A 25,524-nucleotide genomic window follows, 5' to 3' on the forward strand; every position below is an offset into this window, starting at 1 on the left:
CGTTCAGGCTGCGAGCTGGGCGGCGTACCAGGTGAGGAGCTGGTCGACGGCCGAGGTGATGGGCTTGAGGACGAGCTCGGTGTCGCCGTCGCGCCAGGCACTGGCGATCTCGGCCAGGGAGGGCACTGACATGGCGGCCAGACCCGGCATGCGGGAGGCCGCTGCGAGGATTTGGTCGGGGCCGGACTCCCACTGGTTGTGCTCGCGCAGGAGGAGGCGGCAGGCGAGCGCGAGGTGCTTGTAGAGCTGCCGCAGGGTGGCCGGTCCCGCGTTGGCGCGCAGGCGGCGCATGGTCAGGACGACCTGGGGGAGTTCGCGGACGGCGGCGAACGCGAGCTCGTCTCGGCCGATCGTCGGTAGTTCGAGGTCGGGCGCGGTGTGCAGGACGGGGCTGCCCTGCTGGAGCTGGTGGAGGACGAACGCCAGGCGCGGGGTGAGGCGCCGGGCGGTCAGTTCGCCGGGGGTGACGAGGGTGGGGCCGAGGGAGGCCGTACTGCCCAGGGCGGTCCGGTACTGCTCCAGGGCCTCGTGGACCCGTCCGATGGCCTCGTGTTCAGCGATCACGAGGAGGTCCAGATCGGACCAGCCGGCGATCCAGTTGCCCTCGCCGGGGCTGCCGGTCAGGGCGGCGAGCCGTACGCCGGGGCCGTATGCCCGTACCGCGTCGGTGAAGTCGGCCGTCGCCGAGGCGACGGCGGCCGACAGGCCGAGCCCGTACGGGGTGGCCACGCGCAGCGCTGTGGCGGCGGGCGGGGCGGCAATGCGCAGGAGCCGGGCGCGGAGGGAGGCGATACTGCCGGTGTTGTCGATCAAGTGGTCGGCGAGTGCGGCGACCTGGTGGGCGCCGCGGCTCATCTTGATTTCGTCCTTCGCTGCGACGGCCTGGGCCGTAGTGCCGGACCGCTCGACGCGTACGGCGAAGGAGGCGTCCAGGTAGACGATCTGGAGCGTGTCGCCCATGAGCTGCTTGAGCTCGGCGATCGACGCGTCGTCGTGGACGGACTCGATGGTGAACAGCCTCATGTCGACGTGCGCGTCCGCGAAGCGGTTCAGCTCGCCGAGCAGCAGCTCGGCCTGCCGACGGGCCGACAGCGCGTACGGGTCCGCGAAGCCCTCCCGGTGGGCCGCCTGCCGCAGCAGGAAGCCGATCTTGAGACGCTGGGCACCGCACGTGCGCTGGACGAACTCGGCACTGGTGCTCTTGCCGCACTCGCTCAATCCGCCGAAGGCGAGGACCCGGCGCAGGTGCCGACTCGGCTTGATCTCCGCGGGGGCGGCGTCGTCCCGCCCGTACAGCTTGAAGCGGGCTGGTACGGGAAGCCGACGGCGGCCGGCCACGACATCGGCGACCAGTGAGTCGAGGGCGGCGCACAGCTCCTCCCGCTGGCCGTGGAGGGCGGGGACGCGCCGACGGGCCAGCTCGTCCCGGGCCGCCGCCCGCTCGCTGTGCCAGATCCGCAACGTCAGGACCGACAGGCGGTCGACGACGGAGGCGAGCGTCTCGGTGTGCAGCGGCGCGTCGGCGCGGCCCGCGTCCGCCAGCGAGCCGAGGACCTCGTCGGCCCGCTCGGCGAGCGCGTTGCGTTCGGCGTTGAGCTGGTCGATCTCCCGCTTGCAGTCGGCGACCTGGGCGGCGGAGAGTAAGGCGCTGCGCACCCGGTCCTCGGCGTTCCACAGGCGTCCGTTGACGGTGTGGAGCCGGGTGACGGTGTCGTCCAGGCGATGCCGGTCCTTGTTCTGGAGCGTGACTATGGCCCGTGACAGACCAGGTGGCAGGACCAGGGGCGGGGAGTTCTGGGTCATCGGGGACTCCCGTCGGTGAGTCGTGGAAGGCCGACATGGCCGAGTACGTCGGCGTGGATGTCGTCCAGCGAGCGGCCCTCGCAGTCCACGACCGCGGTGTATGCGCCGTGGTCGACCTGGTGAAGCAGGACCGCGTGCAGCGTCTTCTGATAGGCCGGGTACACCCCGGTCCAAGGGCGGCCCTCGCGGGCGCTGGTGATGGCGTAGCCACGTTCGGCATCGAGGGACGGCAGCAGGAGGATCGCGGTCTCCGGTGCGGTGGCTCGCGAACCGGCGATGCCCGTCACGGTCTTGAACGCCTCGCCGACCGTCAGCCCGTCCTTGACCACGCAGGTCGCGGTGGCCACGGCGAGGAGCATGGGCAGGCCCCTGTCCAGCAGCCCCGTGCGCTCGGCCTCGCGGGCGGCGGCCCGCTTGGCGTGGCCGACGAGCAGCATTTCGGTCAGTTCGACGGTCGTGGAAGTATCGAACCACCACCGGGCGTAGTCGTCGGATGCCACCCGCGCCCACGGCTCGGGGTCGTGCTCGTGGACCGCGCCCAGCGGCTGGAAGCAGTCCCACCGCTCGGCCAGCCGCACCAGGTGGGTCGTCTTACCTACGTTGTCGGGGCCGTTGAGGCTGACGAAGTCCGGGACCTGCGCCATTGCTCACGCCTCGCGAATCGGGGTGTCGAGGACGGAGACGATCGCGTCTGTGTTCGCGGCGATGAAGTCGGCGAGCTGCGGCGGCATCAGGTTCAGCTCGCGGACGGCCTCGGCGGTGAACGGCACGCGGACCACCTCGTACCCGCCCCGCTCCGGCTTGGAGAACTCCGTCCCCGTACGCGCGGCCAGGTCCATCGACTCCAGGCGTGCGGCGAAGATGTGCTGGATGCCGACGCCGCCCTCCAGCTCATCGGTGATGAGGTGGACCAGTTCGGTGCGCTCCAGCTTGCCGCCCAGTTCCTCGAACACTTCCCGGCGGAGGGCTGCCTCGATGGTTGCGTCGTCTTCCTCGACGCCTCCGCCGACCGACACACAGTACGGCTCCCTTCCGGGCTTGGTGCGCTTGATCAGGATCAGCTCGTCGCCGTCGAGGAGGATGGCTCGGGCGTTGCGCTTGACGATGTCGGTCATGCCGTTTGCTCCTTCAGGTGGTGGTACTGGAGAGAACGGGCGGAGGGCCGCCTGGTCGCGGTCGGCACCTCCCCGGCTCGGTGAACTCAGCATGGTGCAGGTCGGTGACGGGGTGTGACGTAGACGTGCTGCAGCAATGCCGCAGCGCTGCTGAACAAGGCTGGCTACGCTGGGCGTTTCGGTATTCCACCGGGTGACGGACAGGGGGTACGACGGTGGTCACGGTGCAGCGATGGTCCGGCCGGGAAGCCCGGCTGTTACGCGACGCCCTGCGCATGAGCCTGCGGGACTTCGCCGCCTACCTGGGCGTGAGCGACCGGACCGTATCGAACTGGGAAGGTGGCGGGGCCAGTTACCAGCCCCGTGGTGAATCCCAGGCCGTCCTCGACACCGCGCTCGGCCGCGCGCCGGACGACGCGAAGGCGCGGTTCGCCGCAGCATTCGGAGCGAACGCCGCCGCTCCACCCGTCACAGGCCGGATCGGAGTCGACTCCCACAAGTTCCTGCCAGTCTTCATCGGCGCCGAGCGCGCCGACCGGCTCCGCGCGCACATGACGCCGAGCGCGGGCAGCCAGTGGCTGGAGTCCTCCTCGGCCCGCGTGGACCACCCCGAAGCGCAGGACTGCGTCCTGCACGTCTTCGCGTGCGGAGCCGCCGTCTTCCACCTCGTCCAACCGCACGAGCCTCCCACACTCACCGACCTCGCCGTCTGGCGCTACCGCTCGTACGCCTCCGACCTGCCCTGGGCACGGAACAAGCTCCGCGACCTCCTGGACGAGGCCCACGACCGCATCCCCAACCCCGAGTACGTCCTTTCCCTGTACTGGCTCACCTCCACACCCTGGACCGGAGACGCCTACGACACCGCCCTGCGCCTGCTGTCCACACCCTCGGTCCTGGTCGACCGCGGAGCCCCGGGCGGGCCCGCACCCCTGGACGGCACGGTCGAGGCATCGCTCCTCGCCACCGGCTTCGACCACCCGGACATCGTGTCCTTCGGCGTACGGGGAGTCTCCACCGGCTACGCAGGCTGGTCCGGCGTCGCCTACGCCTCCCACTCCCGCGAGCGCGGCCTCACCATCGACGAGCTGGTCGCCTGCGAGCTGACCGTCCAGGCCCTGTGGTGCTTCACCCGCCAGGTCCAGCAGATGATCGAGGACGGCCAGGACCCCTCCATGCCCGAGCAGTACGGCTGGCGCTTCCTGCGCGCCGCCACCTCCCGGCTCACCACCGCCCGCGCCCAGGAGACCGCACAGCATGTCCTCATGCGGGAGGCCATCATGAAGACCAGCGGACTGGCCGAACGGCTGCGCGCCGCACAGGACGCTCTGCGCGAGAGCGTCGGCTGAGAACCCTGGGCAGGAGAGATACCGGATGGACATCAGCAGCGCCGCGCTGGTCGTGATCGACATGCAGAACGGCTTCGTGAACCACCACAGCCGCCACGCCGTGCCCGCAGTCTCCAGTCTGGTCGCCCAGTGGTCCGCCGCCGGCCGACCCGTGATCTTCACCCGGTACTTCAACTATCCGGACAGCCCTTACGAGCGCTTCTTCCAGTGGCACCGGCTCCAGAAGGCGCCCGAGACCGACATCGTCCTCGAACTCGCCGAGGCTGCCGCCCACGCACACACGGTCGTTGACAAGACCGGGTACACGCTCCTCACCCCGGAGGCTTCCGAACTGATGCGCCGGGCCGGCTGGACTGACCTCGTCTTCTGCGGGATCGCCACCGAGAGCTGCGTCCTGAAGTCCGCCGCCGACGCCTTCGAGCACGGCTACGCCCCCTGGATCGTCACCGACGCCTGCGCCAGCGACGCCGGCCCCGACGTCCACGACGCCGGCCTCGTCGTCGCCCGCCGCCTGATCGGAACCGGCCAACTCGTCACCACCGACCACGTGATCGGCCAACTCACTGCGTACGCCGGGGCCCCAGTGTTGGAATAGCCCCATGGCCGACACGCTGTACGACACCGACCTGATCATCATTGGTGGAGGCCCGGCTGGCTGCGCCGCTGCCCGCATGGCCGCCAGCGTCGGCATGCGCTCGATCCTGGTCGAGCCGGACCGGCTGTGCCGCAACCTCTACCGGATCTCGGCCCTGAACAACGTCCTCGGCGGCTACACCAGCGGCCCCGAACTCGCCGACTCCGTCGTTGCGGAGCTGAAGAGCACAGAGCTGTGCCGTCTCGAACTCGGTCGGCACGTCACCGAACTCCGCGCCGACGACGACCAGGTGACCGCCACGGTCGACACCGGCGCCCACCTCACCGCCCCGTACGCCATCGTCGCCACCGGCGTCGGCCCCCTCCAGCCCCGCGACACCACTTGGATCACCGCCCCCGACGGCCTGACCCTGCCCCCGCTCTGGCAGGCCGAGGCGGACGACGCCGAAGGCCACACCCTCCTCGTCCTCGGCGGCGACCGCCCGATCGGCACCTTCCTGCGCGCCAACCCGACCACCGACACGCGTCTGCTCGTGGCGTACCCGGCGGCGGACGAATACAAGATCGAGGAGATTCGCGAGGACCCCCGCGTCACCCTCCTCCCCGTCGAGCACCTGACACTGAGCTGCGGAGAAGGCGCCTCGGTGTCAGCGGAAGCGGTGGGCCAGGACGGTGCCCGGCGGACGGTCACGGCGGACGCCGCCTACCTCAGCATCGGAAACGCGCCCACCGCCCCGTCCGGAGACCTGACTCGTGGCGCGGACGGATACTGCCCGCCCACCGACCAGCACCCTCGTGTCATCGTGGCCGGCGACCTCCGTTCCGCCCGCTTTCAGCGGATCATGACTGCCTTGGGCTCCGGCAGCGAGGCTGCACTGCACGCTTACTATGCGGCCAGGGAACTTCTCGCCAAGGGCTGAGACCACGTCGGCGGGATGCGGCCACGACGGCACTCAGAAGGGAAGCTCCGCGATCAGTGAGGCCGAGGTGACGATCGGGCGGGAGCAGGAGATATCGAGGTACGGCATCTTGGGACGGACCGGTTCACTTCCCACTTCAGCGGCAGATCTAAGGTCAGGGTGGATGGACGCCTCACTCCGGCGACGGGCGAGGTGCTGGTAGGGAGTGCGGCTGGCGTCGTGGCCCTGGGGATCTTGGACACGTGAGCGAGAAGCGAAGGGTTTGGACAAGATGACAGCGAAGACCTCCCACGTCTCGGCTGATGCTGATGGAGCGCCGGTCATCCTGAGCAACGAGCCCGGCTCGTTCGCCTGGGGCGTGCTGGCCAAGCGCCACCCCGCCCTCATCCAGCAGGTACGAGACGCCTTCCCGTACGGCCGCCGGCAGCACGAGGCTCTCGACGCCCTGTTGGACGAGATCACCAATGGCGTCATCCAGCCGCTCTCCCCTGGGGAACACGACCGTGAGATCTGGGCGGACTGGGGGCAGGAGCACTTCGGGCGCTCCTGGTACGACGCCCCGTTCTTGTGGGCGGAGAGCTACTTCTACCGCAGGCTCCTCGGCGCGGTCGGGTACTTCGGCAGCGGGCCGTGGCAGGGAGTCGATCCGTTCGCGCCGTTCAAACGGGCCGAGCTGCGCGGCGAGGCCGTGGAAGAGGAGCTGCGGGCCCTGGACGCGCTCGCGAGCGTTCCGGCGGACGAGCGGGCTACGGCCCTGCTTCACGCGTCGCTCTGGGGCAACCGCGCGGACCTCGGCTTCCGTGTCTCGGCGGGGGAGCCGGCGGCCGGTGACGCTGCTGCCTCCGCCCTGGTTGCCGACGACAGCGCCTTGTTGTGGCAGCTGCTGCCTGCCGGAGGTTCCTCGACCGTTGCCGTGGTTGCGGACAATGCAGGACGCGAGCTGATCCCGGACCTGATCCTCATCGACCACCTCCTCGAACAGCGGCATGCCGAACAGGTTGTGCTTCACCTCAAACCGCACCCCTACTACGTCTCCGACGCGATGACGGCCGACGTCGTCGACTGCCTCCGCCGCCTCACCGAGGCACCCGGCGAAGCCGGCGCGATCGGCAGTCGGCTGTGGAAGGCCATGGCGGCAGGGAGCCTGGAGGTCAGCACCCACCCGTTCTTCTGCGCTCCCCTGCCGTACGAGGAGATGCCCGAGGACCTTCGCGGCGATTTCGAGAGCGCCACGCTCACCATCCTGAAGGGCGACCTCAACTACCGACGCCTGGTGGGTGACCAGCTGTGGGACGCCACAGTGTCCTTCGCCGATCTCACCGCGTACTTCCCTGGGACCGTCGCGGCGCTCCGGACTCTGAAGTCTGACGTCATCGTCGGTTTGGAGCAGGAAGCGCTGGACGCGCTCGAACGATCCAGGGCTGCCTGGCGTACGAGTGGAACGCACGCGCTGATTCAGGTGCGACGGTAGGGGATCTTCGTGCCGACCGAGGCCCAGAGAGCAGTAGCCGCTGCCGTCGTCGTTCAGGGCGAGCGAATCCTGCTCATGCGGCGACGTGTGGCGGAAGGCGCACTCTCGTGACAATTCCCGGCCGGGAAGATTGAACCCGAGGAGACCCCCGGGCAAGCCGCAGCACGTGAGACCGAGGAAGAGACAGGGCTCCTGGCGGTGCCGCAGAGTGTGCTCGGACAGCGGATTCACCCCATGACAGGCCGGGAGATCCACTACATCGCATGCCGCCCCGTCGTCGGTCAAGCGATCGTGGCGAGTGCTGATGAGGTGGCCGGGCTGACCTGGGCCACGCACGGCGAGATCCCGTAGTACATGCCGTACGGGCTGTTCGAGCCGGTGCAGGACTACCTTGATGCAGCTCTGCTCTCGTGAGCTCCTTCGGGGTGACGCCCTTGCGACGTGAGGGGCACGTTGTCGTTGCCGGGGCTGGGGTGGCGGGGCTCACCACCGCCGTCGTTCTCGCTGAGGCCGGAGCCTCGGTGCACGTGATCGCCGAGCAGGTGCCGGGCATCGCGTCGCTGGCGGCCGGGGCGATGCGGGGGGCCGTACCTGGTCGAGCCGAAGGACAAGGTCGACCAGTGGGGGCAGCGGTCCCTGAAGATCTTCCGCGAGCTGGCGGAGGACCCGTCCACGGGTGTCCGGCTCACCAGCGGCATCGAGGCGTCCGGCACGGCCGAGGCCCCGCCGGACTGGGCCACCACTCTGCCCGGCTTCCGGCCGTGCGAGCTGGCCGAACTGCCGACCGGGTTTTCGGCCGGCTACCGGTTCACGGTGCCGCTGATCGACATGCCCACCTACCTCGCTTACCTCCTGCGCAGGCTCGACGCTGCTGGAGGAACGGTCGAGCGGCGGCGCCTGGCCTCGCTTGCGGACGCCGCGCCTGCTCCCGTGATCGTCAACTGCACGGGCCTGGGTGCTCAGGAACTGGTCCCAGACCATGACCTCCGGCCCATCCGCGGCCAGCACGTCGTCACCAACCCCGGGTTGACCGAGTTCTTCTCCGAGGACACTGGCATCTCGCCGGACCTGCTGTGCTTCTACCCCCACGGCGACACCGCCATCGACGGCGAAGGCGATCTCGTCCCGGACGACACGGCGGCGGCCAACATCCGGGCCCTCTGCGCCGAGGCCGAGCCGTGTCTCGCTGAGGCCCGCGTCCTGGAGCATCGGATCGGTGCCAGGACGACCCAGACCTGAGGCCGCGTGGAAGCAGAGAGGGCGGAGGGCGGCACCGTGGTCTTGCATAACTACGGGTACGGAGGCGCCGGCGTCACGCTCTCGTGGGGCTGCGCCGAAGAAGCTGCGAGTCTCCTGACCGCCGACGGGGAGACGGGCGGTGAACGACCAGCCGAGGAAGTCCTTCCTTTACGTCGACTGCGCCGTCGGCATCGCGGGCGACGCCCACAAGCCGATCATTGCCACGCAAGAGCAGGACTGGGACGTTGGCGTCATAGTCACACCACAGGGCTCGGCCTCCTCGACACCAAGGCGTTCGAGGCCCGGACGGGTTACCCGATCCGCTCGGCCTGGCGTAGCCCCGGCGACCCGCGCCTCCTCCCGCCTGCCGACGCCATCGCCGTCGCGCCGGCCGCGTTCAACACGATCAACAAGTGGGTCGTCGGCATCGCAGACACTCTCGCGCTGGGCATCCTGTGCGAGGCGTAGGGGATGGTCATCCCGACGGTCGTCCTGCCGTACGTGAACGCAGCCATGGCCATGCACCCGGTGTACGGCCGGAGCCTGGAGCGGCTGGGGGAGACGGGCGTGCTGGTCGGGTCGTGCGAGCCGCACCGGCCGAAGGAGGGCGGGGGCGAAGCGTTTCCGGTGGGAGGAGGCGTTGGAGCTGCTGGAGGGCGAGATCGACTGAACGGGATCCGGCCTACCCTCTCACCATCGTGGCGAGCATGTTCCGGATCGGAGCGCGAGCGCTGTTCCTCCAGGGAACGCGTTCGGCGTTCCCTGGAGGAACGGGCCCGCTTCCGTACGCCAGTACTGGGGGGCGTGCTGCGGGACCGGGTGGTGGCTGCCTTGTTCAGTGTCTGAACAGGACGGCCGTTCAGTTACTGAACATCACCGCCGTTCAGTGTCTGAACAGCGGTCCGCCGGTGCTCTGAGGTGGAACAGGGGGGGTGTTCCGCGCTGGAATGAGGTCGCTGCTCCGACGCGGAGCGGTATTCCTGAGAGCGAGCCGCAGCCTGTTCACTCGGTGAACGTGCGGATGCACTGCTCGGGGCAGTGCCCGTGTCAACGGCTCTTTGGGAGGGAGTCTGCCCGCGTCGACCTTGGCGTGGGTGTGGCAGGACCAGGCTGAACTCTGCCTGCTGTCCTGTCGTGCGGAGGCTTCCCGACTGCCAGGTCCGGAAGGCGCTTCAGACGCCAAGTGAGGACTTCGGCGAGGTTGGCGGCGGTGTCGAGTTCTCGGTGGCGGGCGGCTTGGGTGAGGAGCGCGGCGGGGCCGTGGCCAGCCGTGGTGGCGTCGTCGAGGGTGGCAGCGAGGGCGGGCCAGGTGGGTTCGGCGAGGATCCGCTCGGCCAGGTCGGGGAGCGCCTGGCGCACCACGGCGGCCTGCCGCTCCAGAAGTGGCCGGGCAAGGCGCCGACCCCGGTGGTGGATCACGGCCAGCGGCTCTGCGGCTGCGGCCCGGCAGACGACACGGAGGTGCTCGGCTGCCTGTCGGGCGGCTTCGGCCTGCTGGGTGTGGTTGCGGGTGCGGTGCCAGTGCTGGGTGGCGATGACCGCCAGCAGGAGGGCGTCGAGGACGGTCGCGAGAAGGGCTCCGTCCCCGGGTGGGGGCACGCGCAGCATGGCCTTCACCGCCTGTCGTGTGGCCTGGGCCTGCTGGTGATGGGCGCGGATACGGGAGCGGCCGGCGCGCTCGAACGCTGCTGCTGCTTGCATCAGCTGGGCCTGGAGACCGGCGGGCGCGACCAGGGGGAGTGCGTCGAGGGCTTCGGCGAGGACGGCGATGTGGGCCTGTCCGGCCTCGTCCTCGCCGTGGGCAAGGTGGTCGGGCGTCCGGTCGAGGGCGACGGAGAGTCGTCGCCAGGCCGGGGTTTCGGTCTGGTTGGCAGATCGTGCTTCCGTGGTCGCGAGGCGTTCGGCGATCTTGGGGTAGGAGAGGTCGGCGGCGAGGGTGGAGCCGGAGAACCACACCGGCTCGCCCTGGGCGTTGGTGTCGTCGTCGAGGGCGACCTTGTAGCCGCGGACGTCCCCGGACGGGAAGTACTGGACATCGACAAGGGCGCCGGTCCCCTCGACGATCCGGAAGAACTCCTCGGTGGTCGTGGCCGCCGAGACGGCGGTGCGGACGATGGTGCGCAGGTGCTCACGGGAGGTCCGGGCGTTCCCGGTATGGCGGGCCTTCTCCTGCTCGGCGCGGGTGGGGCGCTTGGCGGCGGTACGGTCGCCGCGCGGGACCTGGCGTAGGCCATATTTCTTCTCGATGGCGACGAGTTCCTTGTCGGCGCGCAGGAAGTCGTTCCAGTTGCGGGGCGAGCGGAGGTCGCCTCGGACCTTGGTGGCGACGATGTGGATGTGGTCGTCGGCGTGGCGGACGGCGACCCAGCGGCAGGCGTCGGAGTCGCCGACGGGGGCGATGCCGGTGGCGTCGAGGACGCGGCGGGCGATGGTGGCCCACTCGTCGTCGGTCAGGCGGCGGTCTTCGGGAGCGGCGCGGATCGAGCAGTGCCAGACGTGGTTCTCCGGCGCCTTCGGACCGGCCTGCTTGACCCGCAGGTCGAGGACGTCGGCGAGCTGGGCGAGGGTGGCGGCGGGGCTGCGGCCAGGGTCGGGGGCGAAGCCGTCGAAGGAGGCGACGAGGTGCGGGTCGGTGTGCTCGTTGGCGCGGCCGGGGCCATAGAGGTAGTTCAGGACGCCTCGGGTCTTGTGGCCGGGCTTGACGATGTTCGCGATCAATCAGGCCGCCCGGCAGTTTGTGGCGGCCACATCGGCGGCGGTGTCGACCGCCGTGACCGTCTGCCTCACTGCTGCCACGAGTTGGCGGGCCTCGGCGAGCACGGCAGCGTCCACAGGGTGTGCCTCACCGCCGGCGTTGAGGCGGTGGGCGATCTGGTTCGCGTTCGTGCCGATCCTGGCGAGCTGGATACGCAGCGCGGCGTACTCGTCGATCAGGTCGTCGATGGCGGTGCGCTGCTCGGGCAGGGCGAGGTCACCGTGCAGGTGGGCCATGACGATGGCACCGACAAGATGGGCGCCGGCCAGGTTGTGGCGGCGGGCCTCGGCGAGGATCGCCTGCTTCTCGTCGACGCTGTAGCGGACGTCGACACGCTCTATGCGCTGCACGTCCTGGCGGGCCCGGCGGCGGGCGACTCGGTGCAGCGCGGCCTCGTCGGCCGCACGCACACCCCCTGCCCCCGGTGCGCCCTCGCGCCGGGGACCCGTCTCCGCCACTCCTGGGGCGGAGGCTTCCGCGTGGGACCGGCCCTTGGACGGTCCAACGCCATACCTTGCTCCGCCTGGGGCTGGGGTGGTCATCTCCTGCTGCGTGGAGGGGACTTCGTGGTGCGGGTTATGCATGTCTGGTCTCCGTGTTTTTCGTCGTTTTGCGGATGGTTGGTGAGGGTGTGCACGCGGTGAAGAAGCGCAGCTGAGTTGGACATCTGCAGGTTCCGCCGTCGCCTGCGCAGGGCGCCGTGCTCGGTCCCCGTTCCTGACCCTTTGACCCCTCGTCCCCGCCGCGGTCCCCGGTCCCCTGGGGACCGGTCCCCACGAGGCTTCGGTCCCCAGCGGCCGGTCCCGTATCGGGAACCGTCTTGTAGTGGGGGCGGTCTCCGCCTTGCTCGGTCCCCGGGTCGGTGCCCCTGCCTCGGTGACACCTCGCTCCGTCGAGTACCGAGCAGGGCGGTCCCGGCGTGCGAAATCCCCAGGGACCGATGTAGGGGACGGGCGCGAGGACCAGCCTTGTGGCGCCCTGAGTAGCAGTTTCGTGCCTGTGACGGGCGGGTTGGGCCCCGTTCCTCGGGCCTCGGCGGTTCCCTGGTGCAGGTCCTCACGGTCCCCGGTCCCGCTTCTGTCGCGGCCTCTGGCTGGAGCCCGGTCCCCAACATGCGTCGGGGCCGGTCCCCGACAGGGACCGGGGACCGACAGGTCGTCAGGGGGACGGTCCCCGTTTTCGACGGGTTCGGTCCCCGCATACGGTCTCCGCTGGACCTGTCGGGACCCCGCAGGCCGGGGACCGGGGCGAGCACGGTGTTCCAGTGCCCCGGGTGCAGGCAGGAGGGCGGCCCGGGAGGTCAGGCTGCGGGGTGGCGTCTGCGGTCGGGGCCGTCGAGGATGACGCGTTCGGTCATCTCGGCGAGGCGGGAGGCGACGCGGTCCCCGAGGGCGGTGCGTAGTTCGGCGGTGGGGAGATTGGTAGTGATCAGGGTGGGGCGCAGGTGCTCGTACCGGTGGTTGATCAGCCGGTAGGTGAGCTCCTCGGTCCACTCGCTCGTCTTGGCCGCTCCGAGGTCGTCCAGGAGCAGCAGCGGGCACTTGGCCAGGGTCTGCAGCTCGCGTTCGCTGTCGAAGCCGGAGCGTGGACGCAGGCGGGCGTACAGGTCGGCGGCGGTGACAGCCTCCCAGCGCAGGCGGACCCCGGCGGCGAGGAGAGCGCGGATGGCGCCGTACGCCTGGTGGGTCTTGCCGGTGCCGGTGGGGCCGGCGATCAGCAGGGACGAGCCCTCCGAGATTCCCGGTGCGCCTGCCGGTCCGGGGCGGCCGGCGCGGGCGATCTCGTCCACCCAGGCGGTGACGTGGGGGTGGTCGGTCAGGGCGCGCCGGTAGCGGGCGGGGATGCGGGCATCGGCCAGCTCCAGCGCGGTGACGGGCTCCGACGGCGGCTCGTGCGCGGTGGCGGCGGGGCCGATGCCCCGCTGGGTCAGGATGGCGCCGAGGCGGTCGGTGATCCGGCCGACCTGGTGCGGGTCCCGGGTGAGGGTGGCGGTCACAGGTCACCTCCGTAGGCGGCGGCGACATCGGCGGGGTTGGTCCACGGCCGGTGGGCGGCGGGCGCGGAGGCGGTGGAGTTCATGGCCTCGTGCACCAGGCTGGGCAGAGTGCTCGGGTGCAGGCCCTTGGCACGATGCCGTGCGAGACCCGACCGTATGTGAGTGGGGTCGATGCCCTCGCCGAGGAGCCTGCGCACCTGCACGCCGAGCTGGCCCAGGACGTCCCGGGGCGGGTGGTGGGCACACGCGGCGGCGTACTCGCCTATCAGGTCCTTCGCCGAGACGGTCTGCGGCGCGGGGGCGCTCGCGCCCCCCAACGGGGTAGTTCCTAGATCCCTGTTCCTAGGTCCTAGATCCGGACCGTGAGGGCTCACTGCAGGCTCCGTGAGTCCTCCCCGCGTCTGCGGCGAGGACTCACGGAATCCGCCCTGACCTGCGGATTCGCCGCTCATGGAGGTCTCCGTGAGTCCTCCCGCCCGAGTCACGGAGGGCTCCGTGACCGCTCCGGGCACCCGCGGTGAGGGCTCACGCGGAACACCGAGATCGTGGTGCGGGCACGGCGGATTGCGCACTCCGCTCGGGCGGTTGATCTTCTGGTGCTTGGCAAAGGTGACGATGTGCAGGTACCGCTTGCCGTCGTCGCCCTCGTAGCGGCAGATCAGCCCGGCCCCACCGAGCTGGGTGAGGTCGTCCTCGACCTCCACCGGGCCGTGCTCGCGGCGCAGCGACCACAACTGGCCGGCGATGACCGCGGCCTGGTCGCGGCAGCGGCCCTGGTCGTCGGCCTGGGTGAGCAGGCCGAAGAAGGTCCGCTCGGCGGACAGGGACACGGATGCGAGGGACTCCGACGCGAACGCCTCGGGCTTGATGGTGCGGATACGGGCGATGTCGATCGACCACCATTCGAAATCAGGGAGAGGGGCAGGGAATCCGGCGACGCCAGGGTGCATGGACAACACAGCCACACCCGGTGTGCGAAAGTCCAGACTTGGTTCTGGAATCATGCACAAGTCGTTTCGCCCATGGCCCGGTGGATGTAGACCCGAAATCCCGGTTGACGAAATAGCCGCCGGAAAACACCGTGCGATCCGCATCGCTCACGGCAGACATGAATACCCTTCCAGAGGGGCCGACGCGCAAGCTACAACACCACCCATGCCGCCACGCCCCCTCGAAATCGGACCCGCCGGACACGCCGCCGCCCACGCCATCGAACGCGCCCGCACCGCCTGCGGCTACTCCCAGCGCCAGCTCGCCGCCAGAGTCACCGCCCTCGGCCAGCCCATGACCTTCACCGCCCTCTCCCGCATCGAACGCACCGTCCGCCGCTGCGACATCGACGACCTCGTCGCCATTGCCACAGCCCTCGGAATCGCTCCCGCAGGCCCTTCTCGCCGGCCGTCGCACGCACTTGGAAGCGGTCGGCGCGGGCGGAACATAGCCGACGATCGGCGGTTAGCCTAACCGGCGATTCTTCGGATGATTGTGGGTCCCGGAACGCCCGTCGTACCGGCCCTGCCAGAAGACTGCCCACCTCCCCAGAGGACACCTTGCTCGATTGGCATACGTGCCATTCTCGGATTCCCCGCCGCGCACACGTAACTCCGCTCGCTTCCTCTTCTGCTCCGCTCGGAGATCTCGGCCGTACGTAAAAGCCCTACTCGAAGATCTCGCAGCATCGCCCGGGCTTGTTGCCTCCCGCCCCGGCTGGATCTCTCAATTCCCGTCGCTCTTTCTCACGCAAAGGAACCGCCCATGGCCCTGCGCCTGCTGTCCATACCCGCCGTCGCCGCAGCCCTGGACGTCGACCGCCGAACGGTCTACCGCTTCATCGCCGCTGGCGAGCTGCCCGTCGTCGACCTGCGCACGGGACCGGCTCGCTCTCGCGTCCGTGTCCCCGCCGCGAGCCTGGATGACTTCATCAACAGCCGGGCAGTCGCGCCGCCCGTGCGCCGCCGTTGACCAGGACGAAGTCCCTCCGCACGCGAAACAGGAAGGAACGGAACCACGTACCTCCGGAAGTTGAAGTCCGGCAAATGGCAGGCGACCGTTCGCAACCGGGCTGGAGACCGGTTCAGCGAGTCGTTTCCCCTCAAGGCACAGGCCCGCGCCTGGGGTACCGAGATGGAGACCCAGTCCGCCCGCGGAAGCATGCGGGATCCCCGAGCGGGCGAGACGGCGTTCCGTGAGTGGCACGACCGCTGGTGGCAGGCCCGCGTCGTCGAGCCCCACACGCTGCGCGGTGATGCCTCCAGCATCAAGGACCACGTGCTGCCCCACTGGGCCGACTGGGAGATGCGGGCCGTCACCCGCATGGACGTCCAGAGCTGGATCCGCGGACTGGTGGAGAAGGGGGTCGGGGCATCCGCGATCAAGAGGGCGTACAACCTGCTGTCGTCCATCATGCGGGCGGCCGTCGACGACGATGTCATCGCGGTCAGCCCCTGCCGGAACATCGACCTGCCGCAGATCGCGGTCAAGCCGCCGCAGTGGTTCACCCTCGACCAGGCGCAGAGCATTGTCGACGAGCTCCCGGCCCCGTGGCGCACCATGTGCCTGCTCGGCTTCTACACGGGCCTGCGCTGGGGCGAACTCGCCGGCCTGCACCGTCATCGGATCGACCAGCGCCGTTCCCGCCTGTTCGTGGTGGAGGTCAATACCAAGAGCGGCATCAAGGAGTACCCCAAAAGTTCGAGGAGCCGCCGGGAAGTCCCGCTCCCGTCCCACGTCCTGGACGCCCTCGAGCGACACGTCCACCCGCTCGACCGTGACGCCCTGGTCTTCACCACTGTCACCAAGGGGCGCGCCGGCCGTCGGCTCGACGACGGCAACTGGCGCCGCCAGACCTGGTGGCCGGCGATCGAGAGCGCCCACTACTTCGACACCGACGGGGAGCAGATCCCCGTCCCGCACTATCCGCCCCACTCCATGCGCCACACCTGCGCCTCGTGGCTCGTTCAGAAGGGAGTCTCCCTCTACGAGGTCCAGCACCTCCTGGGCCACGAAAGCTTCCAGACCACCCAGCGCTACGCCCACCTGCAGCCGGACGCCCACAAGGCTGTGCTCGGGGCCTGGGAGCGCATGGATGTTCCGCTGACCGGCGCCGCATGAGCGAGCCTCTGCCCCGTCCGGCACGGACGGGGCAGAGGCGTTTGCCTGCTCAGGTGGACGCTCACAGTCGGCCTGTGTCGAGTGTCCTTGGATGGACTGTAAGGAAGATCATCTCGCAGGGGGCGCGTGGAGCCATCCTGCGTTCGATGGAGCTCAGGCACGTCCAGACCGTAAGTGATCGCAAGAGAAAGAGCGTTGTCAGTGCTCGGGGCGATGATGACTACTCACGTACTTCTTGTCCATGGGGGGCATGGTGCACCTGAGTCGTATCGCAGTGAGCGGGTTTCGGGCGAGCGCAGACGGCGAGATGGTCTGCCATATACCTGGCCGTTTCAGCGTGCTGATCGGAGCCAACGGCGCCGGAAAGACAACGCTCACGGATGCGCTCTACCTATCTCATCCTGGCTCTCGCTTCCCAGCCCTGCCGAGGTACGGTTCCGCCACGCTCGCACCCGAGAGATCCACCCGCACCATCAAGGTGGAGTACCGGCTGGGTGATAGCCTCACCGGGGAAGGTCGTCTCGGACGTCAGTTGCACGAGGTCAGCCACCAGCGCCTTGGGGATGTCGCTCAGACCTGGGGTGTCACGCTGAGTCGCAGGCTCGGCAGCGTCACCCCGAAGATTGACACGGCCCACGGCAGGTCCTTGGACCTGGACCCGTACAAGCTGATCTACCTGCCAGCCTGGCGTCATCCTCTGGACGAACTGGCGCGCCGCGAGGCACGGATCCTGGTTGAGCTGCTCCGTGCTGAACAGCAGCGCCTGAACGGGACCCGGAACCTCGTGGGGCTCCGGGCGCGGGCCTCCCAGCTGCTCGAGGAGCTGGCCAAGGAGAGCATCATCGACGCCGTCGAGAAGAGGATCGGCGGCTACCTCACGGACCTGTCGGCTGGGGTGAGTCGCCAGTGGTCGTACATACGTGGGCAGGTCATCGACGATACCTACTTGGCTCGCGTGCTGGAAGTCATGCTCGCTGTCATGGAGGGACGCAGATTCGCTCGGCCTCTTGAAGTGTCCGGGCTGGGGTACGTCAACCTGCTGCATATCGCCGTGATCCTGGCAGCAATACCGGACTCCACCGAACTTCCCCAGGACACCGCCCGGTCTCACCAGGATGCTCCCGACCAGCCGCCCCCCACAGAGATTGAGCAGATCCAGCAGGCGACCCTGAACCTCCAACAGGCACAGGCTGATGCCGAGTCGGAGGAGGACTCCTTCTTCGGTACGAAGCCCTTCCACGCGACGGTCGTCATTGAGGAGCCTGAGGCGCACCTCCACCCGCAGCTGCAGCACGCTCTCGTCCGGTACTTGCGTAGAACCGTCAAGAAGAGGCCGGAGCTGCAGGTCATCCTTTCCAGCCACGCGACGGACGTCATCACATCCTGCGCCCCCGAGGAACTCATCGTCGTGCGCCAGACGGCGCAGGGGAGAGTGTGCCGCACCGTCGCCGACGTCGTGCCGGCGAAGCACCGCGACATCACGCTGCGGAAGACGCGGCTCCATCTGGACGCGAGTCGGTCCGCCGCCCTCTTCGCCGACCGCCTCGTCCTGGTTGAGGGGGTCACCGACGCCGCCGTCCTAAGGGAGTTCGGCAGGACCTGGGCCGGAGGGGACGCGGGCAAGCACGCATTCATCGACGCACTCAGCATTGTGCACATGGGGTGGAAGGTCGGGCAGTGGCCGGTGCATCTCTTGGCAACTCGGGGCAAGGAACTGTGTACCAAACTGGCGATCCTCGTCGACAGCGACCTACCGTTCGAGAACAAGGAGCTCAGGAAGCCGACTTGGCTTCCTGAGCACGACCCCTCGGTCGTCGATGCCTTCGTCAGCCATCCGACCTTGGAACCATCGATCACCGAGGGTAACGAGCACTTGATCGCGGCCGCCCTGCGCGAGGCTGACCTGGACGAGCCGCTCGTGACGGCTCGGACGGTGTACGAACTGTTCCGCAGTGCGCGGAAGGGCAAGGACGGGCAGCCCGGCGTCCCGGCAGGGCGGGGTTCCAGCAAGAAGGGCGACTTCGCGCTTGCCTTCGCCGGCCTCCTGGCAGAGGCCAACGAAGCAGGTCCCGAGCAGGCGTCGAGCCTTCCGATCGTGCCCGACCACATCCGGCGGCTGTTCGAGTTTCTGTACCCGCCCGACCCGGCCGATGAGACCGACCCCCATGAGTCCATTGATGAGCCGGACTGGCTCGTGCTGGACGGCGAACGGAACACAGGCGAGCAACAGGCCGATGATGCTGAGGAATTGCACTGGCCGGACGATTGGCAGAAGGAAGAGAGGGAGTGGGCGGAAACAACCGGAGACGAACCGATCCCGGACCCTCCGGACTCTGACGCGCCGGATCCGGATGCACCGCCATGGGAGGAACTCCGATACTGGCAGCCCTCCCGCGGGGGCTGGCCGACAGTCACACGTCGGATGACGGTTGCCGATGAGTAGTCGCTGGCCTGGCACCCGCGCTCTCACGCCGGAACAACTCCTCACTGCCGCAAGCCCTGACCGCCTTGTCTACGTAGAGGCACTTCCCGGCTCCGGGAAGACGACCGTCTCGCACCAGCGTTTCGGCCTGCACCGCTTCGCGCGCACAATCGATCACCGAGCGGTCGTGGCGGTCAGCTTCACTCGCTCGGCCACCGAGGAGATACGCAGCCGCGTGGTTCGGCAGTGGGGTCCTTCGGCCCTGGCATGGCCCCATCGCATCGTCACGCTCGACACCATCCTGAACGACCTACTCACCCACCTCCTGCGGTCTGGGTTCCTCCAGTGGCCAGGCGGCCACGAGGAACTGGAGGTGCTGGACACATGGCGGACTCACTTTCCCACCATCCGCACTATCGCGAAGCCCGCTCTCTGCCTGGCGGGCACCCAGGTCAGCACCACCTACCTGCCAGAGGCGAAGCCGGACAACCACATAAGGCCAGCGGACTTCGCCGCTGCGGTCAACAGAGGATGGTGCACACACGAGAACGTACGTGAGGTCCTGCACGGGGCCCTCGGCATTGACGATATCCGCGCCCACGTGTCGACCTACTTCGCCAGGACGATCAGGTCCCTGCTTGTCGACGAGGTCTACGACGCGAACGACCTGGACGTGGAGATCATCCGCACCGCGGCGGAAGCGGGACTCGCCGTCACTCTGGTGGGAGACCCTTGGCAGGCCCTCTACGCCTTTCGTGGCGCACGCCCGGAGAGCGTGCGCCGGCTCATCGAGCTACTGGGATTCGAACGCGGCGAACTTCAGACATCGTTCAGGTGGCACGACAGCAGTGACCAGGCGTCACTGGCACGTCTACTGCGCCGTAGAGAGCGCGTGGTCCTTCCCGTAGGGGTGGCACGCGACGTCGATATCGTCCTCGCACGGCGGTGGAAGACGCTGTGGGACGGAGACCCCCATGTCCTCCCGCTGGCCGTCAAGCAGCCGTCAGGACCGTTCCAGGAAGCCGTGTGCACCTTGCTTCTCAACGAACTCACCCAGAGCTCCTTCGGCCTGCCTGCCGCGTTCCTCACCGACGCCCGGACCACCCTGGGCATTGAAGAAGCCGAAACGTTCGAGCAGCTGCGTCCGGACCTACAGGCTGCTCTTCAGCGCCTGGCGAGCCAGGATGACCTCAGCGAAATCTGGACCGCCTTGGCGGACAGCGTGGTCACCAAGACGCACATCGAGCGGCCTGAGAGCCAGAAGCGGACACCGCGCAAGGCTCTCGGCAATCTGCGCATACGGCTGGAGGACGCGCATAAGCGACTCGTTCCCGGCCTGACATGCCACCAGGCGAAGGGCAAGGAGTGGGACAGGGTCGGGGTCAGGCTGGAAGAGTCCGACGCGGCTGTGCTCCGGAAGGGTCTCGACCCCGCCGACGAAGCCCACCGCTCGCTCTACGTCGCACTCACCAGGGCACGAGTCCGCAGCCTCGCGGTGTAAACGGAGGGGAGCCTGCAGAGGATCAGGGACGGATCTTGGTCGTGGCGCCACGTTCAAGCCTCTGGTGCAGACTCTCCCCCAGGGACCGTCGGCAATGCCTTCCAACGCTGGCGCTCGTTGACCTGTCCCGCAGTCGGAGTCGGGATGAGGCGTGACGCTCGTTTGACGCTGTCGGTGCCTGCAGAGCCCGCTAGGTGCACCGAAAGCAATGCCTGAGCTGCGGGTATGTCAGCTCCCCTTCCGGATGATGCTTTTCCGATGACGCACCATGTGGAGTGCGTCGCGATCCTTGAACCGGCCGTGAAGGGCTCCTGACCTGCGGTTTTGTGCGTGCGCATTATGTGCGGTGTGGGCGTTACGGGCGATATCTTGACGCTGGAATGACGCTCGTGACGCTCGTTCTGATGGGGTGTCAGGCGTCTTGTCGGGCAGGTTGACGTCGGTGAGCTGCTCGGACGCCGCCCACAGGCGCTGCTGGAGGGCGGTGTCGTGGGACTTCTTGCTGGAGGTCACGAGCCGCGGGTGTCCGCGGGTTCCGCCCATGCCGCCGGGGCCGTAGTACTGGCCCCCGGTGACGGTGGGGTCGGTGGCGGCACGCAGGGTGGGCAGGGCGCCCATGGCGGCCGGCTGGGCGATCAGGGGGAGGAGCGTCGGCCGGTGAAGCTTGGCGATCCGTCGTGCCAGGGCCGCATCCTTCGCCATCTGGGCTTCGGACGCGCGGTCCGTACGGGCGGCCACGAATTCGCCCGGCCACACCTGATACAGCTCATCGATCGCCTGCTCGGCCTCCATCCCCCCACCGTCAGACAGATTGCCGACTGCGTCGGGAGCGCCGCGCCGTTGATGATCTCGTGCGGCGATCGAGAGTCACGCTCACGGCGGATCGGACGGCCGGTGAGGGGGATCGACTCATGCGGCTCCCTGGCCCGCTCCTTCGCCCCCAAGTGGTCCTGGTGTGCGGTCGAGGGCACCCTGAAGGGGTGGCGGGTGGACATACTGCTCCGATCGTCGTGCACCAGCCTTCGGCGGTTGGTGGCCGACGCGTCACCGTATGCACTCGCGGGTGCGACGAAGTCCTCGGCACGGCCTACTCGGACCACGATCTGGTCGTTTTCCTTGAGGCCGCCGGCATCACCGACCCCGAGCTGGTGCTCGATGATCCAGACTGGGTCGAGTGGTCAGGTCGCTCGGCGCAGGAGTGGCAGGCGACTTGAAGGGAGCGACGATCCGGCTGGTCGTCCCGCGCCAGGCGCTGATGGGATCTGGGAACGACGGGGCGCCCTCAGCCACCAGAATCGTCTGGGGCATGTTGCGCGCGCTCTGGTCGGCTGGGTTGATCGTGATGTCGGTGGTCGGGATCGGCAGCGCCGGATACTCGTGACGAGCGTAGCTGGGGCGCCGGGATTGCTGTGCGGGGCCGGTAACTGGGGGAACCGATATAGCAAGGGGTCCGACAGTGAATATCGAGCCGGTCTCACGCGAGGTGAGCACCGCCAGTTCCGTTGCCGGCACTCGCCTCGCCCGGACACCGCAGAAACGGGTCTCCCGTCCCTCTGTACCGCGTCCACACAGGGCAGCTCCGGCACTGCCGGGGAGCATCGATCACATGGCACGGATGCTGGAGCACGCGAAGCCGGACCAGATCGTGGAACTGGTGCTGCCCTTCCTGTGGGCGGCCCTCTCCGACGGCCGCGCGCCGGCGAACATCTGCGTCGATGCGTGCCTGACGCTGCGCAACGCCTACGGCCAGCTGGGAGTGCGGGCCGAACTCCTGCCGGTCACCGTGGCCATCCGGAAGAAGAACGGCACCGGAACCCTCTACGGCTCGCTCACACCGACCTGGACCGGAACCTCGTGGAACGGGCACTGCGCCCTGGTGCTCCCCGACTCCGAGCGGTTCGTGGACCCGACGATCGAGCAGTTCGACGAGGTCCGGACGATCGGCATGGGCCCGATGGTCGGCAAGGTGGCCATGTCGACGCGCGAGGACGGCTCGCTGGTAGAGCCGGGAGCGCAGGTGATGCTGCAGCGCGGAGACCTGGTGCTGACGTACACCGTCGTCGGCCCCGAGGCCCTGGCCTCCATCGTGGAACACCCGGAAGCGATCGCCCACGCCGACGGTCACCGGCGTACCGGCGTGAACACCGCCTCCCTCACGCTGGCTGCCCTGCGCGCCGAGAGCGTACGCGACCGGGCGATGCAGGCCCCTCACCCGAGGCTGCACGCCCTGCTGCAGGCAGTCGGAGACGCCCCGTACGAGTCGGACGAGGAACAGGACGTGCGGTTCCGCCTGTCGGATCAGAGCGGCCAGGAACAGTGGCTGCGACTGGACGAGATCTCGCTGCCGCCGAACACTCCGGCCGCCTGGCCGCGCTGAGGATCGGAGCAGCGCGAAGCCCCAGGAACTCATGCCATGACGCCCCCGCGCCCGCGGGGGCACCCATCGGACCACCCCCGCACATGCAGAAAGCGGTCCTTCCGAGGCCAGAGCGCCGGGTGGTCCGCGGACCCTCCCCGCGCGCGGGGAGGGTCCCGGGAGGCCGTACCACTCGCACCACCTGCGCCGTTGCTCCCCGTGCCTGGGATGAGCGGCTGGGCTGGGCGTTCGGGCTGATAGCAGATGATCCGGCTGCGAGGAGTGCGGCACGCGCCGGCCGTCGTCCTCGACCTGACCGCGTGCGCGGTGGTGGACCGACAGGGCACCCCGCGCTATGGCGACCTGACGCAACCTCGCGGTCGCCCCCCTGCGACTGAACGGCGCGAAGAACATCGCCTCCGGCCGTCGCCGCAATGCGCGTGGCGCCCGCCGACCCCTCACGCTCCTCGGCCTTGCCTGAGCACGAAGTGGACGTCACTCGACTACACCGAAGCCCTGAGGGCTGTCGCAGAATAACTTGAGGCTTTGATCTTGGTCAGGCGGGCTGTCTCGCGAGGTCATCGAGTGGAACGGCGCTTCGGCGTTCGTGAGTTATTTTTCGACGACTCCCTGGGCCGCTCAGGGGTCGACCGGGTGCGGCGCATGCGTTCTCGGCGTTCTCTCAGGCCGAGAACGAGAGGCAACGCCGCCTCAGATGGTCGGGGTGTCGTCAACAATCGGCCTGTGAATCTCAACGACCGGCTTCCACCCCGCGGTGAACTCGATGAAGTCCGCACGGGTGGGGTAGGTGTCGATCGCGCGACGGTCACGCTTGGGGCTGTCGCTCCCCTTGCGCCCCCGGGGAATCTGCTCCTCGAAGATGTCGACCTTCACGTCGGGAACCTCCTTGAGGCCCTGGCGCCAGATCTGCACGATGTCGGCGCCGAACGCCTGCCGGGCCGCAGCGTAAAGGGCCGTGAGGGCCCCCTTGTCCCCACTAGGGACGAAAAGTGCCAGGTCCAGCACGACGCCGGCGGACTGGAGGACCTCGATGGTCACCGAGCCGTTCTCGTCGGCCAAGTAGATTCCGGCTTCATTCTCGTCGTCGGGAAGGCAGGAGACCTCTTCCTGGAATACGGTTCTCGCCGTGATCGAGCCACCCTCGAAATCCTCACCGGACTTGGTCAGAAAAGCAGGGACATAGCAGCCGGGAAGCTTGAGTTCTGCCGTGTCGGCGGAAACGAAGAGCCTGTCCTTCATGTCGAGCTTCGTCACCTCTTCCAATGAGAGGCGGCGAGCGGCGATCTTCTCCGTGTTCACGATTTCCCTTTCAGGTTGCTCTGTCCCTCCGAACGAGGACGCTACCACGAAACCCTGAGGTCAACTGCCCAGTAGTCGTTGGGTGAATGGCCTCCGATGACCTGCACGGGAGGATGCCGAAGTGAGTCCCGCTCGGTCGGGAACACGCATCCGCCAGGTAGTGTCCCTCGTCATGGTGTTGGGGATCAAATGGCGGTTGCATTTCGGTGCGTTGGGTGGCGCGGAGGAACTAAAAGAGAGTTTACGGTAGATATCACCCATAGCGCCTTCGGGGGGGCGAGGTAAGGCGTTTCATTCGTCGTGCATATCGAAGAGCGCAGCGGAAACAGGCCGGATGGTCCGACAACGCAACAACGGAGACCCCCACCGGCAACATCTGGATGAAGCGCGAACCGGAAGTCGCGTACTAAAAGGTTGTCTCACGTGGTGATGGCGTGAGCTGCGGCATGATGTCTGTTCGTGAGTGCTGATCTGTCGCAGCGGCTGGTTCCTGACGGGTTGTGGGAACTGGTCGCTCCGTTGCTGCCGTCGTTCAACTCCCGTCCGCAGGGCGACGGGACTGCTCCGTGTGACGAGCGGGCTGTGCTCACGGCGGTCGTGTACGTGCTGACCAGCGGGTGTGCCTGGCGGCATCTGCCGGAGACGTTCGGGGTGTCGCCTGCAACGGTGCATCGCCGGTTCACCGCGTGGACCCGGGCGGGGCTGTGGCGTCGGCTCCACCGGGCGGTGCTGGACGAACTCGGCGCCAGGGGTGAGATCGACTGGGCCTCGGCGATCGTGGACGCCGCGTCGGTGCGGGCGAAAAGGGGGGTTCGCTGACCGGGCCGAATCCGGTCGATCGCGGCAAGAAGGGCAGCAAGCTGCACGTGCTGTCCGATGCCCAGGGCATCCCGCTCGCAGTCGCAGTGTCCGGCGCGAACATGCACGACAGCCTCGCCCTCAAGCCGCTGATCCGCGGCATACCCGCCATCCGCTCCCGGCGCGGGCCACGGCGGCGCCGATCGGTCAAACTCCGCGCCGACAAGGCGTACTTCTCCGCCGAGCACCTCGCCTGGCTGCGTGAGCGGGGCCTCACCCCACGAATCGCCCGGCCCGGCATCGAGTCCGGCGAACGGCTCGGCCGGCACCGCTGGAAGATCGAGCGGTCCATCGCCTGGCTCTTCGGCTACCGCCGCCTCACCGTCCGATACGAGCGAAAAGGCTCCCACTTCCTCGCCTTCCTTGGTCTCGCCGCCGCACTGACCTGCTACAAGCCTCCCTGTTTCGCTTCGAGTGGCTGAGCCTGTCTGAGTTGGTGTGCAGTGGTGGTTCGGTTGCTCCTTGTCTGCGGGCATGGCCGTGGCCCGACGCGCGGGTCGGGTGCTCCAGGGTTCCTCGGGTCGTGGGCGGGCAGGGGGGCTGTCGTGCTTCAGGTGGCTGGCCGGGGCAGTGCCGCGAGGCGTACGAATGCGCTGGTCAGCTCGTTTCGCCAGGGCCGGGTTGCGGAGATGCGCAGATGGAGGCGGCGACCGCCCCGGGTGATGCGAGCGGCTGCGTGCAGCAGCCGGTAGCGGAGTTTCTTCGGCTCGGCGG

20 protein-coding genes and 4 pseudogenes are annotated in these 25,524 nt (G+C 68.6%); 14 read left to right on the forward strand and 10 right to left on the reverse strand.

The features are described 5' to 3' along the window. Positions 1-3 precede the first annotated feature (3 nt). Genes ACFYXM_RS31685 through ACFYXM_RS31695 form a run of 3 tightly spaced genes read right to left on the reverse strand, consistent with a single transcriptional unit; the run spans position 4 to position 2,918 of the window. Positions 4-1,803: a DUF4254 domain-containing protein gene (locus tag ACFYXM_RS31685; protein WP_389294554.1), complete on the reverse strand. Its 1,800-nt coding sequence runs from the start codon at positions 1,801-1,803 to the stop codon at positions 4-6. Then, complete coding sequence (locus tag ACFYXM_RS31690) at positions 1,800-2,447, reverse strand: hypothetical protein (RefSeq protein ID WP_389294555.1); 648 nt, start codon at positions 2,445-2,447, stop codon at positions 1,800-1,802. The genes ACFYXM_RS31685 and ACFYXM_RS31690 overlap by 4 nt, the downstream gene beginning before the upstream one ends. Before the next feature lie 3 nt (positions 2,448-2,450). Further along, the gene (locus ACFYXM_RS31695; RefSeq protein WP_389294556.1) at positions 2,451-2,918 is read right to left on the reverse strand and encodes an NUDIX domain-containing protein; all 468 of its coding nucleotides are present in this window, start codon (positions 2,916-2,918) and stop codon (positions 2,451-2,453) included. A gap of 275 nt (positions 2,919-3,193) precedes the next feature. On the opposite strand from ACFYXM_RS31695, the gene ACFYXM_RS31700 reads away from it, so the two are divergent. The 7 genes and pseudogenes from ACFYXM_RS31700 (at position 3,194) to ACFYXM_RS31730 (ending at position 9,161) form a co-directional block, all read left to right on the forward strand. Next, entirely contained in the window at positions 3,194-4,267 is a 1,074-nt protein-coding gene (locus ACFYXM_RS31700; RefSeq protein ID WP_389294577.1) for a helix-turn-helix domain-containing protein, read from the forward strand. A 25-nt stretch (positions 4,268-4,292) separates the two neighbouring features. Then, positions 4,293-4,862, forward strand: coding sequence for an isochorismatase family cysteine hydrolase (locus ACFYXM_RS31705; RefSeq protein WP_389294558.1), 570 nt, complete (start codon positions 4,293-4,295; stop codon positions 4,860-4,862). Positions 4,863-4,866: 4 nt separating this feature from the next. Continuing rightward, positions 4,867-5,781, forward strand: coding sequence for an FAD-dependent oxidoreductase (locus ACFYXM_RS31710; protein WP_389294559.1), 915 nt, complete (start codon positions 4,867-4,869; stop codon positions 5,779-5,781). Positions 5,782-6,052: 271 nt separating this feature from the next. Beyond that, positions 6,053-7,252, forward strand: coding sequence for a damage-control phosphatase ARMT1 family protein (locus tag ACFYXM_RS31715; protein WP_389294578.1), 1,200 nt, complete (start codon positions 6,053-6,055; stop codon positions 7,250-7,252). Positions 7,253-7,375: 123 nt separating this feature from the next. Next, positions 7,376-7,603 (forward strand): annotated as a pseudogene (locus ACFYXM_RS31720) (NUDIX domain-containing protein); the annotation flags it as partial. A 74-nt stretch (positions 7,604-7,677) separates the two neighbouring features. Beyond that, positions 7,678-8,611 (forward strand): annotated as a pseudogene (locus ACFYXM_RS31725) (FAD-dependent oxidoreductase); the annotation flags it as partial. 19 nt (positions 8,612-8,630) lie between these two features. Then, positions 8,631-9,161 (forward strand): annotated as a pseudogene (locus ACFYXM_RS31730) (flavoprotein). A 377-nt stretch (positions 9,162-9,538) separates the two neighbouring features. Here the strand turns inward: ACFYXM_RS31730 and ACFYXM_RS31735 are convergent. The 4 genes from ACFYXM_RS31735 to ACFYXM_RS31750 form a co-directional block, all read right to left on the reverse strand. After that, positions 9,539-11,209 carry a relaxase/mobilization nuclease domain-containing protein gene (locus ACFYXM_RS31735; RefSeq protein WP_389294561.1) on the reverse strand — a complete coding sequence of 557 codons (1,671 nt, stop codon included), beginning with the start codon at positions 11,207-11,209 and terminating at the stop codon, positions 9,539-9,541. Further along, positions 11,210-11,656 carry a plasmid mobilization relaxosome protein MobC gene (gene mobC, locus ACFYXM_RS31740; protein WP_389294562.1) on the reverse strand — a complete coding sequence of 149 codons (447 nt, stop codon included), beginning with the start codon at positions 11,654-11,656 and terminating at the stop codon, positions 11,210-11,212. It abuts the gene before it with no gap. 890 nt (positions 11,657-12,546) lie between these two features. Continuing rightward, positions 12,547-13,242, reverse strand: a complete 696-nt coding sequence (locus ACFYXM_RS31745) for an ATP-binding protein (protein WP_389294564.1) — start codon at positions 13,240-13,242, stop codon at positions 12,547-12,549. Next, a complete protein-coding gene (locus tag ACFYXM_RS31750; RefSeq protein WP_389294581.1) occupies positions 13,239-14,129 on the reverse strand; it encodes a hypothetical protein in 891 nt (296 codons plus the stop codon). The genes ACFYXM_RS31745 and ACFYXM_RS31750 overlap by 4 nt, the downstream gene beginning before the upstream one ends. A gap of 268 nt (positions 14,130-14,397) precedes the next feature. On the opposite strand from ACFYXM_RS31750, the gene ACFYXM_RS31755 reads away from it, so the two are divergent. The 5 genes from ACFYXM_RS31755 to ACFYXM_RS31775 all read left to right on the forward strand — a co-directional run bounded on the left by ACFYXM_RS31755 (position 14,398) and on the right by ACFYXM_RS31775 (position 20,276). After that, positions 14,398-14,706, forward strand: a complete 309-nt coding sequence (locus tag ACFYXM_RS31755; protein WP_389294566.1) for a helix-turn-helix domain-containing protein — start codon at positions 14,398-14,400, stop codon at positions 14,704-14,706. A 291-nt stretch (positions 14,707-14,997) separates the two neighbouring features. Continuing rightward, complete coding sequence (locus ACFYXM_RS31760) at positions 14,998-15,204, forward strand: helix-turn-helix domain-containing protein (protein WP_389294568.1); 207 nt, start codon at positions 14,998-15,000, stop codon at positions 15,202-15,204. Positions 15,205-15,393: 189 nt separating this feature from the next. After that, positions 15,394-16,353, forward strand: coding sequence for a tyrosine-type recombinase/integrase (locus ACFYXM_RS31765; protein ID WP_389294569.1), 960 nt, complete (start codon positions 15,394-15,396; stop codon positions 16,351-16,353). A 250-nt stretch (positions 16,354-16,603) separates the two neighbouring features. Next, positions 16,604-18,796 (forward strand): ATP-dependent endonuclease, encoded by a 2,193-nt coding sequence (locus ACFYXM_RS31770; RefSeq protein ID WP_389294571.1) that lies wholly within the window; start codon positions 16,604-16,606, stop codon positions 18,794-18,796. Next, positions 18,789-20,276 carry a UvrD-helicase domain-containing protein gene (locus tag ACFYXM_RS31775; protein WP_389294573.1) on the forward strand — a complete coding sequence of 496 codons (1,488 nt, stop codon included), beginning with the start codon at positions 18,789-18,791 and terminating at the stop codon, positions 20,274-20,276. The genes ACFYXM_RS31770 and ACFYXM_RS31775 overlap by 8 nt, the downstream gene beginning before the upstream one ends. A gap of 228 nt (positions 20,277-20,504) precedes the next feature. On the opposite strand, the gene ACFYXM_RS31780 is transcribed toward ACFYXM_RS31775, so the two are convergent. Further along, positions 20,505-21,068, reverse strand: a complete 564-nt coding sequence (locus tag ACFYXM_RS31780) for a hypothetical protein (protein WP_389294584.1) — start codon at positions 21,066-21,068, stop codon at positions 20,505-20,507. A gap of 814 nt (positions 21,069-21,882) precedes the next feature. On the opposite strand from ACFYXM_RS31780, the gene ACFYXM_RS31785 reads away from it, so the two are divergent. Next, positions 21,883-22,653 carry a hypothetical protein gene (locus ACFYXM_RS31785; RefSeq protein WP_389294575.1) on the forward strand — a complete coding sequence of 257 codons (771 nt, stop codon included), beginning with the start codon at positions 21,883-21,885 and terminating at the stop codon, positions 22,651-22,653. A gap of 690 nt (positions 22,654-23,343) precedes the next feature. Here ACFYXM_RS31785 and ACFYXM_RS31790 read toward each other — a convergent pair. Continuing rightward, positions 23,344-23,952, reverse strand: coding sequence for a hypothetical protein (locus ACFYXM_RS31790; RefSeq protein ID WP_073784969.1), 609 nt, complete (start codon positions 23,950-23,952; stop codon positions 23,344-23,346). A gap of 471 nt (positions 23,953-24,423) precedes the next feature. Here ACFYXM_RS31790 and ACFYXM_RS31795 point away from each other — a divergent pair. Then, positions 24,424-25,232 (forward strand): IS5 family transposase gene (locus ACFYXM_RS31795; protein WP_389294582.1). Its coding sequence is split into 2 segments (ribosomal slippage): positions 24,424-24,759 and positions 24,762-25,232, totalling 807 coding nucleotides; the frame shifts between segments, so codons are not numbered across the junction. A gap of 128 nt (positions 25,233-25,360) precedes the next feature. On the opposite strand, the pseudogene ACFYXM_RS31800 reads toward ACFYXM_RS31795, so the two are convergent. After that, positions 25,361-25,524, reverse strand: a pseudogene (locus ACFYXM_RS31800) (IS1380 family transposase); the annotation flags it as partial.

Source organism: Streptomyces sp. NPDC002476 (assembly GCF_042889785.1).
Taxonomy (GTDB): domain Bacteria; phylum Actinomycetota; class Actinomycetes; order Streptomycetales; family Streptomycetaceae; genus Streptomyces.

Bases quoted from the DNA above. Each gene is read 5' to 3' on its own strand.
- ACFYXM_RS31685 (WP_389294554.1), bottom strand. From the start codon at position 1,803: ATGACCCAGAACTCCCCGCCCCTGGTCCTGCCACCTGGTCTGTCACGG.
- ACFYXM_RS31690 (WP_389294555.1), bottom strand. From the start codon at position 2,447: ATGGCGCAGGTCCCGGACTTCGTCAGCCTCAACGGCCCCGACAACGTA.
- ACFYXM_RS31695 (WP_389294556.1), bottom strand. From the start codon at position 2,918: ATGACCGACATCGTCAAGCGCAACGCCCGAGCCATCCTCCTCGACGGC.
- ACFYXM_RS31700 (WP_389294577.1), top strand. From the start codon at position 3,194: ATGAGCCTGCGGGACTTCGCCGCCTACCTGGGCGTGAGCGACCGGACC.
- ACFYXM_RS31705 (WP_389294558.1), top strand. From the start codon at position 4,293: ATGGACATCAGCAGCGCCGCGCTGGTCGTGATCGACATGCAGAACGGC.
- ACFYXM_RS31710 (WP_389294559.1), top strand. From the start codon at position 4,867: ATGGCCGACACGCTGTACGACACCGACCTGATCATCATTGGTGGAGGC.
- ACFYXM_RS31715 (WP_389294578.1), top strand. From the start codon at position 6,053: ATGACAGCGAAGACCTCCCACGTCTCGGCTGATGCTGATGGAGCGCCG.
- ACFYXM_RS31755 (WP_389294566.1), top strand. From the start codon at position 14,398: ATGCCGCCACGCCCCCTCGAAATCGGACCCGCCGGACACGCCGCCGCC.
- ACFYXM_RS31760 (WP_389294568.1), top strand. From the start codon at position 14,998: ATGGCCCTGCGCCTGCTGTCCATACCCGCCGTCGCCGCAGCCCTGGAC.
- ACFYXM_RS31765 (WP_389294569.1), top strand. From the start codon at position 15,394: ATGCGGGATCCCCGAGCGGGCGAGACGGCGTTCCGTGAGTGGCACGAC.
- ACFYXM_RS31770 (WP_389294571.1), top strand. From the start codon at position 16,604: ATGGTGCACCTGAGTCGTATCGCAGTGAGCGGGTTTCGGGCGAGCGCA.
- ACFYXM_RS31775 (WP_389294573.1), top strand. From the start codon at position 18,789: ATGAGTAGTCGCTGGCCTGGCACCCGCGCTCTCACGCCGGAACAACTC.
- ACFYXM_RS31780 (WP_389294584.1), bottom strand. From the start codon at position 21,068: ATGGAGGCCGAGCAGGCGATCGATGAGCTGTATCAGGTGTGGCCGGGC.
- ACFYXM_RS31785 (WP_389294575.1), top strand. From the start codon at position 21,883: ATGGCACGGATGCTGGAGCACGCGAAGCCGGACCAGATCGTGGAACTG.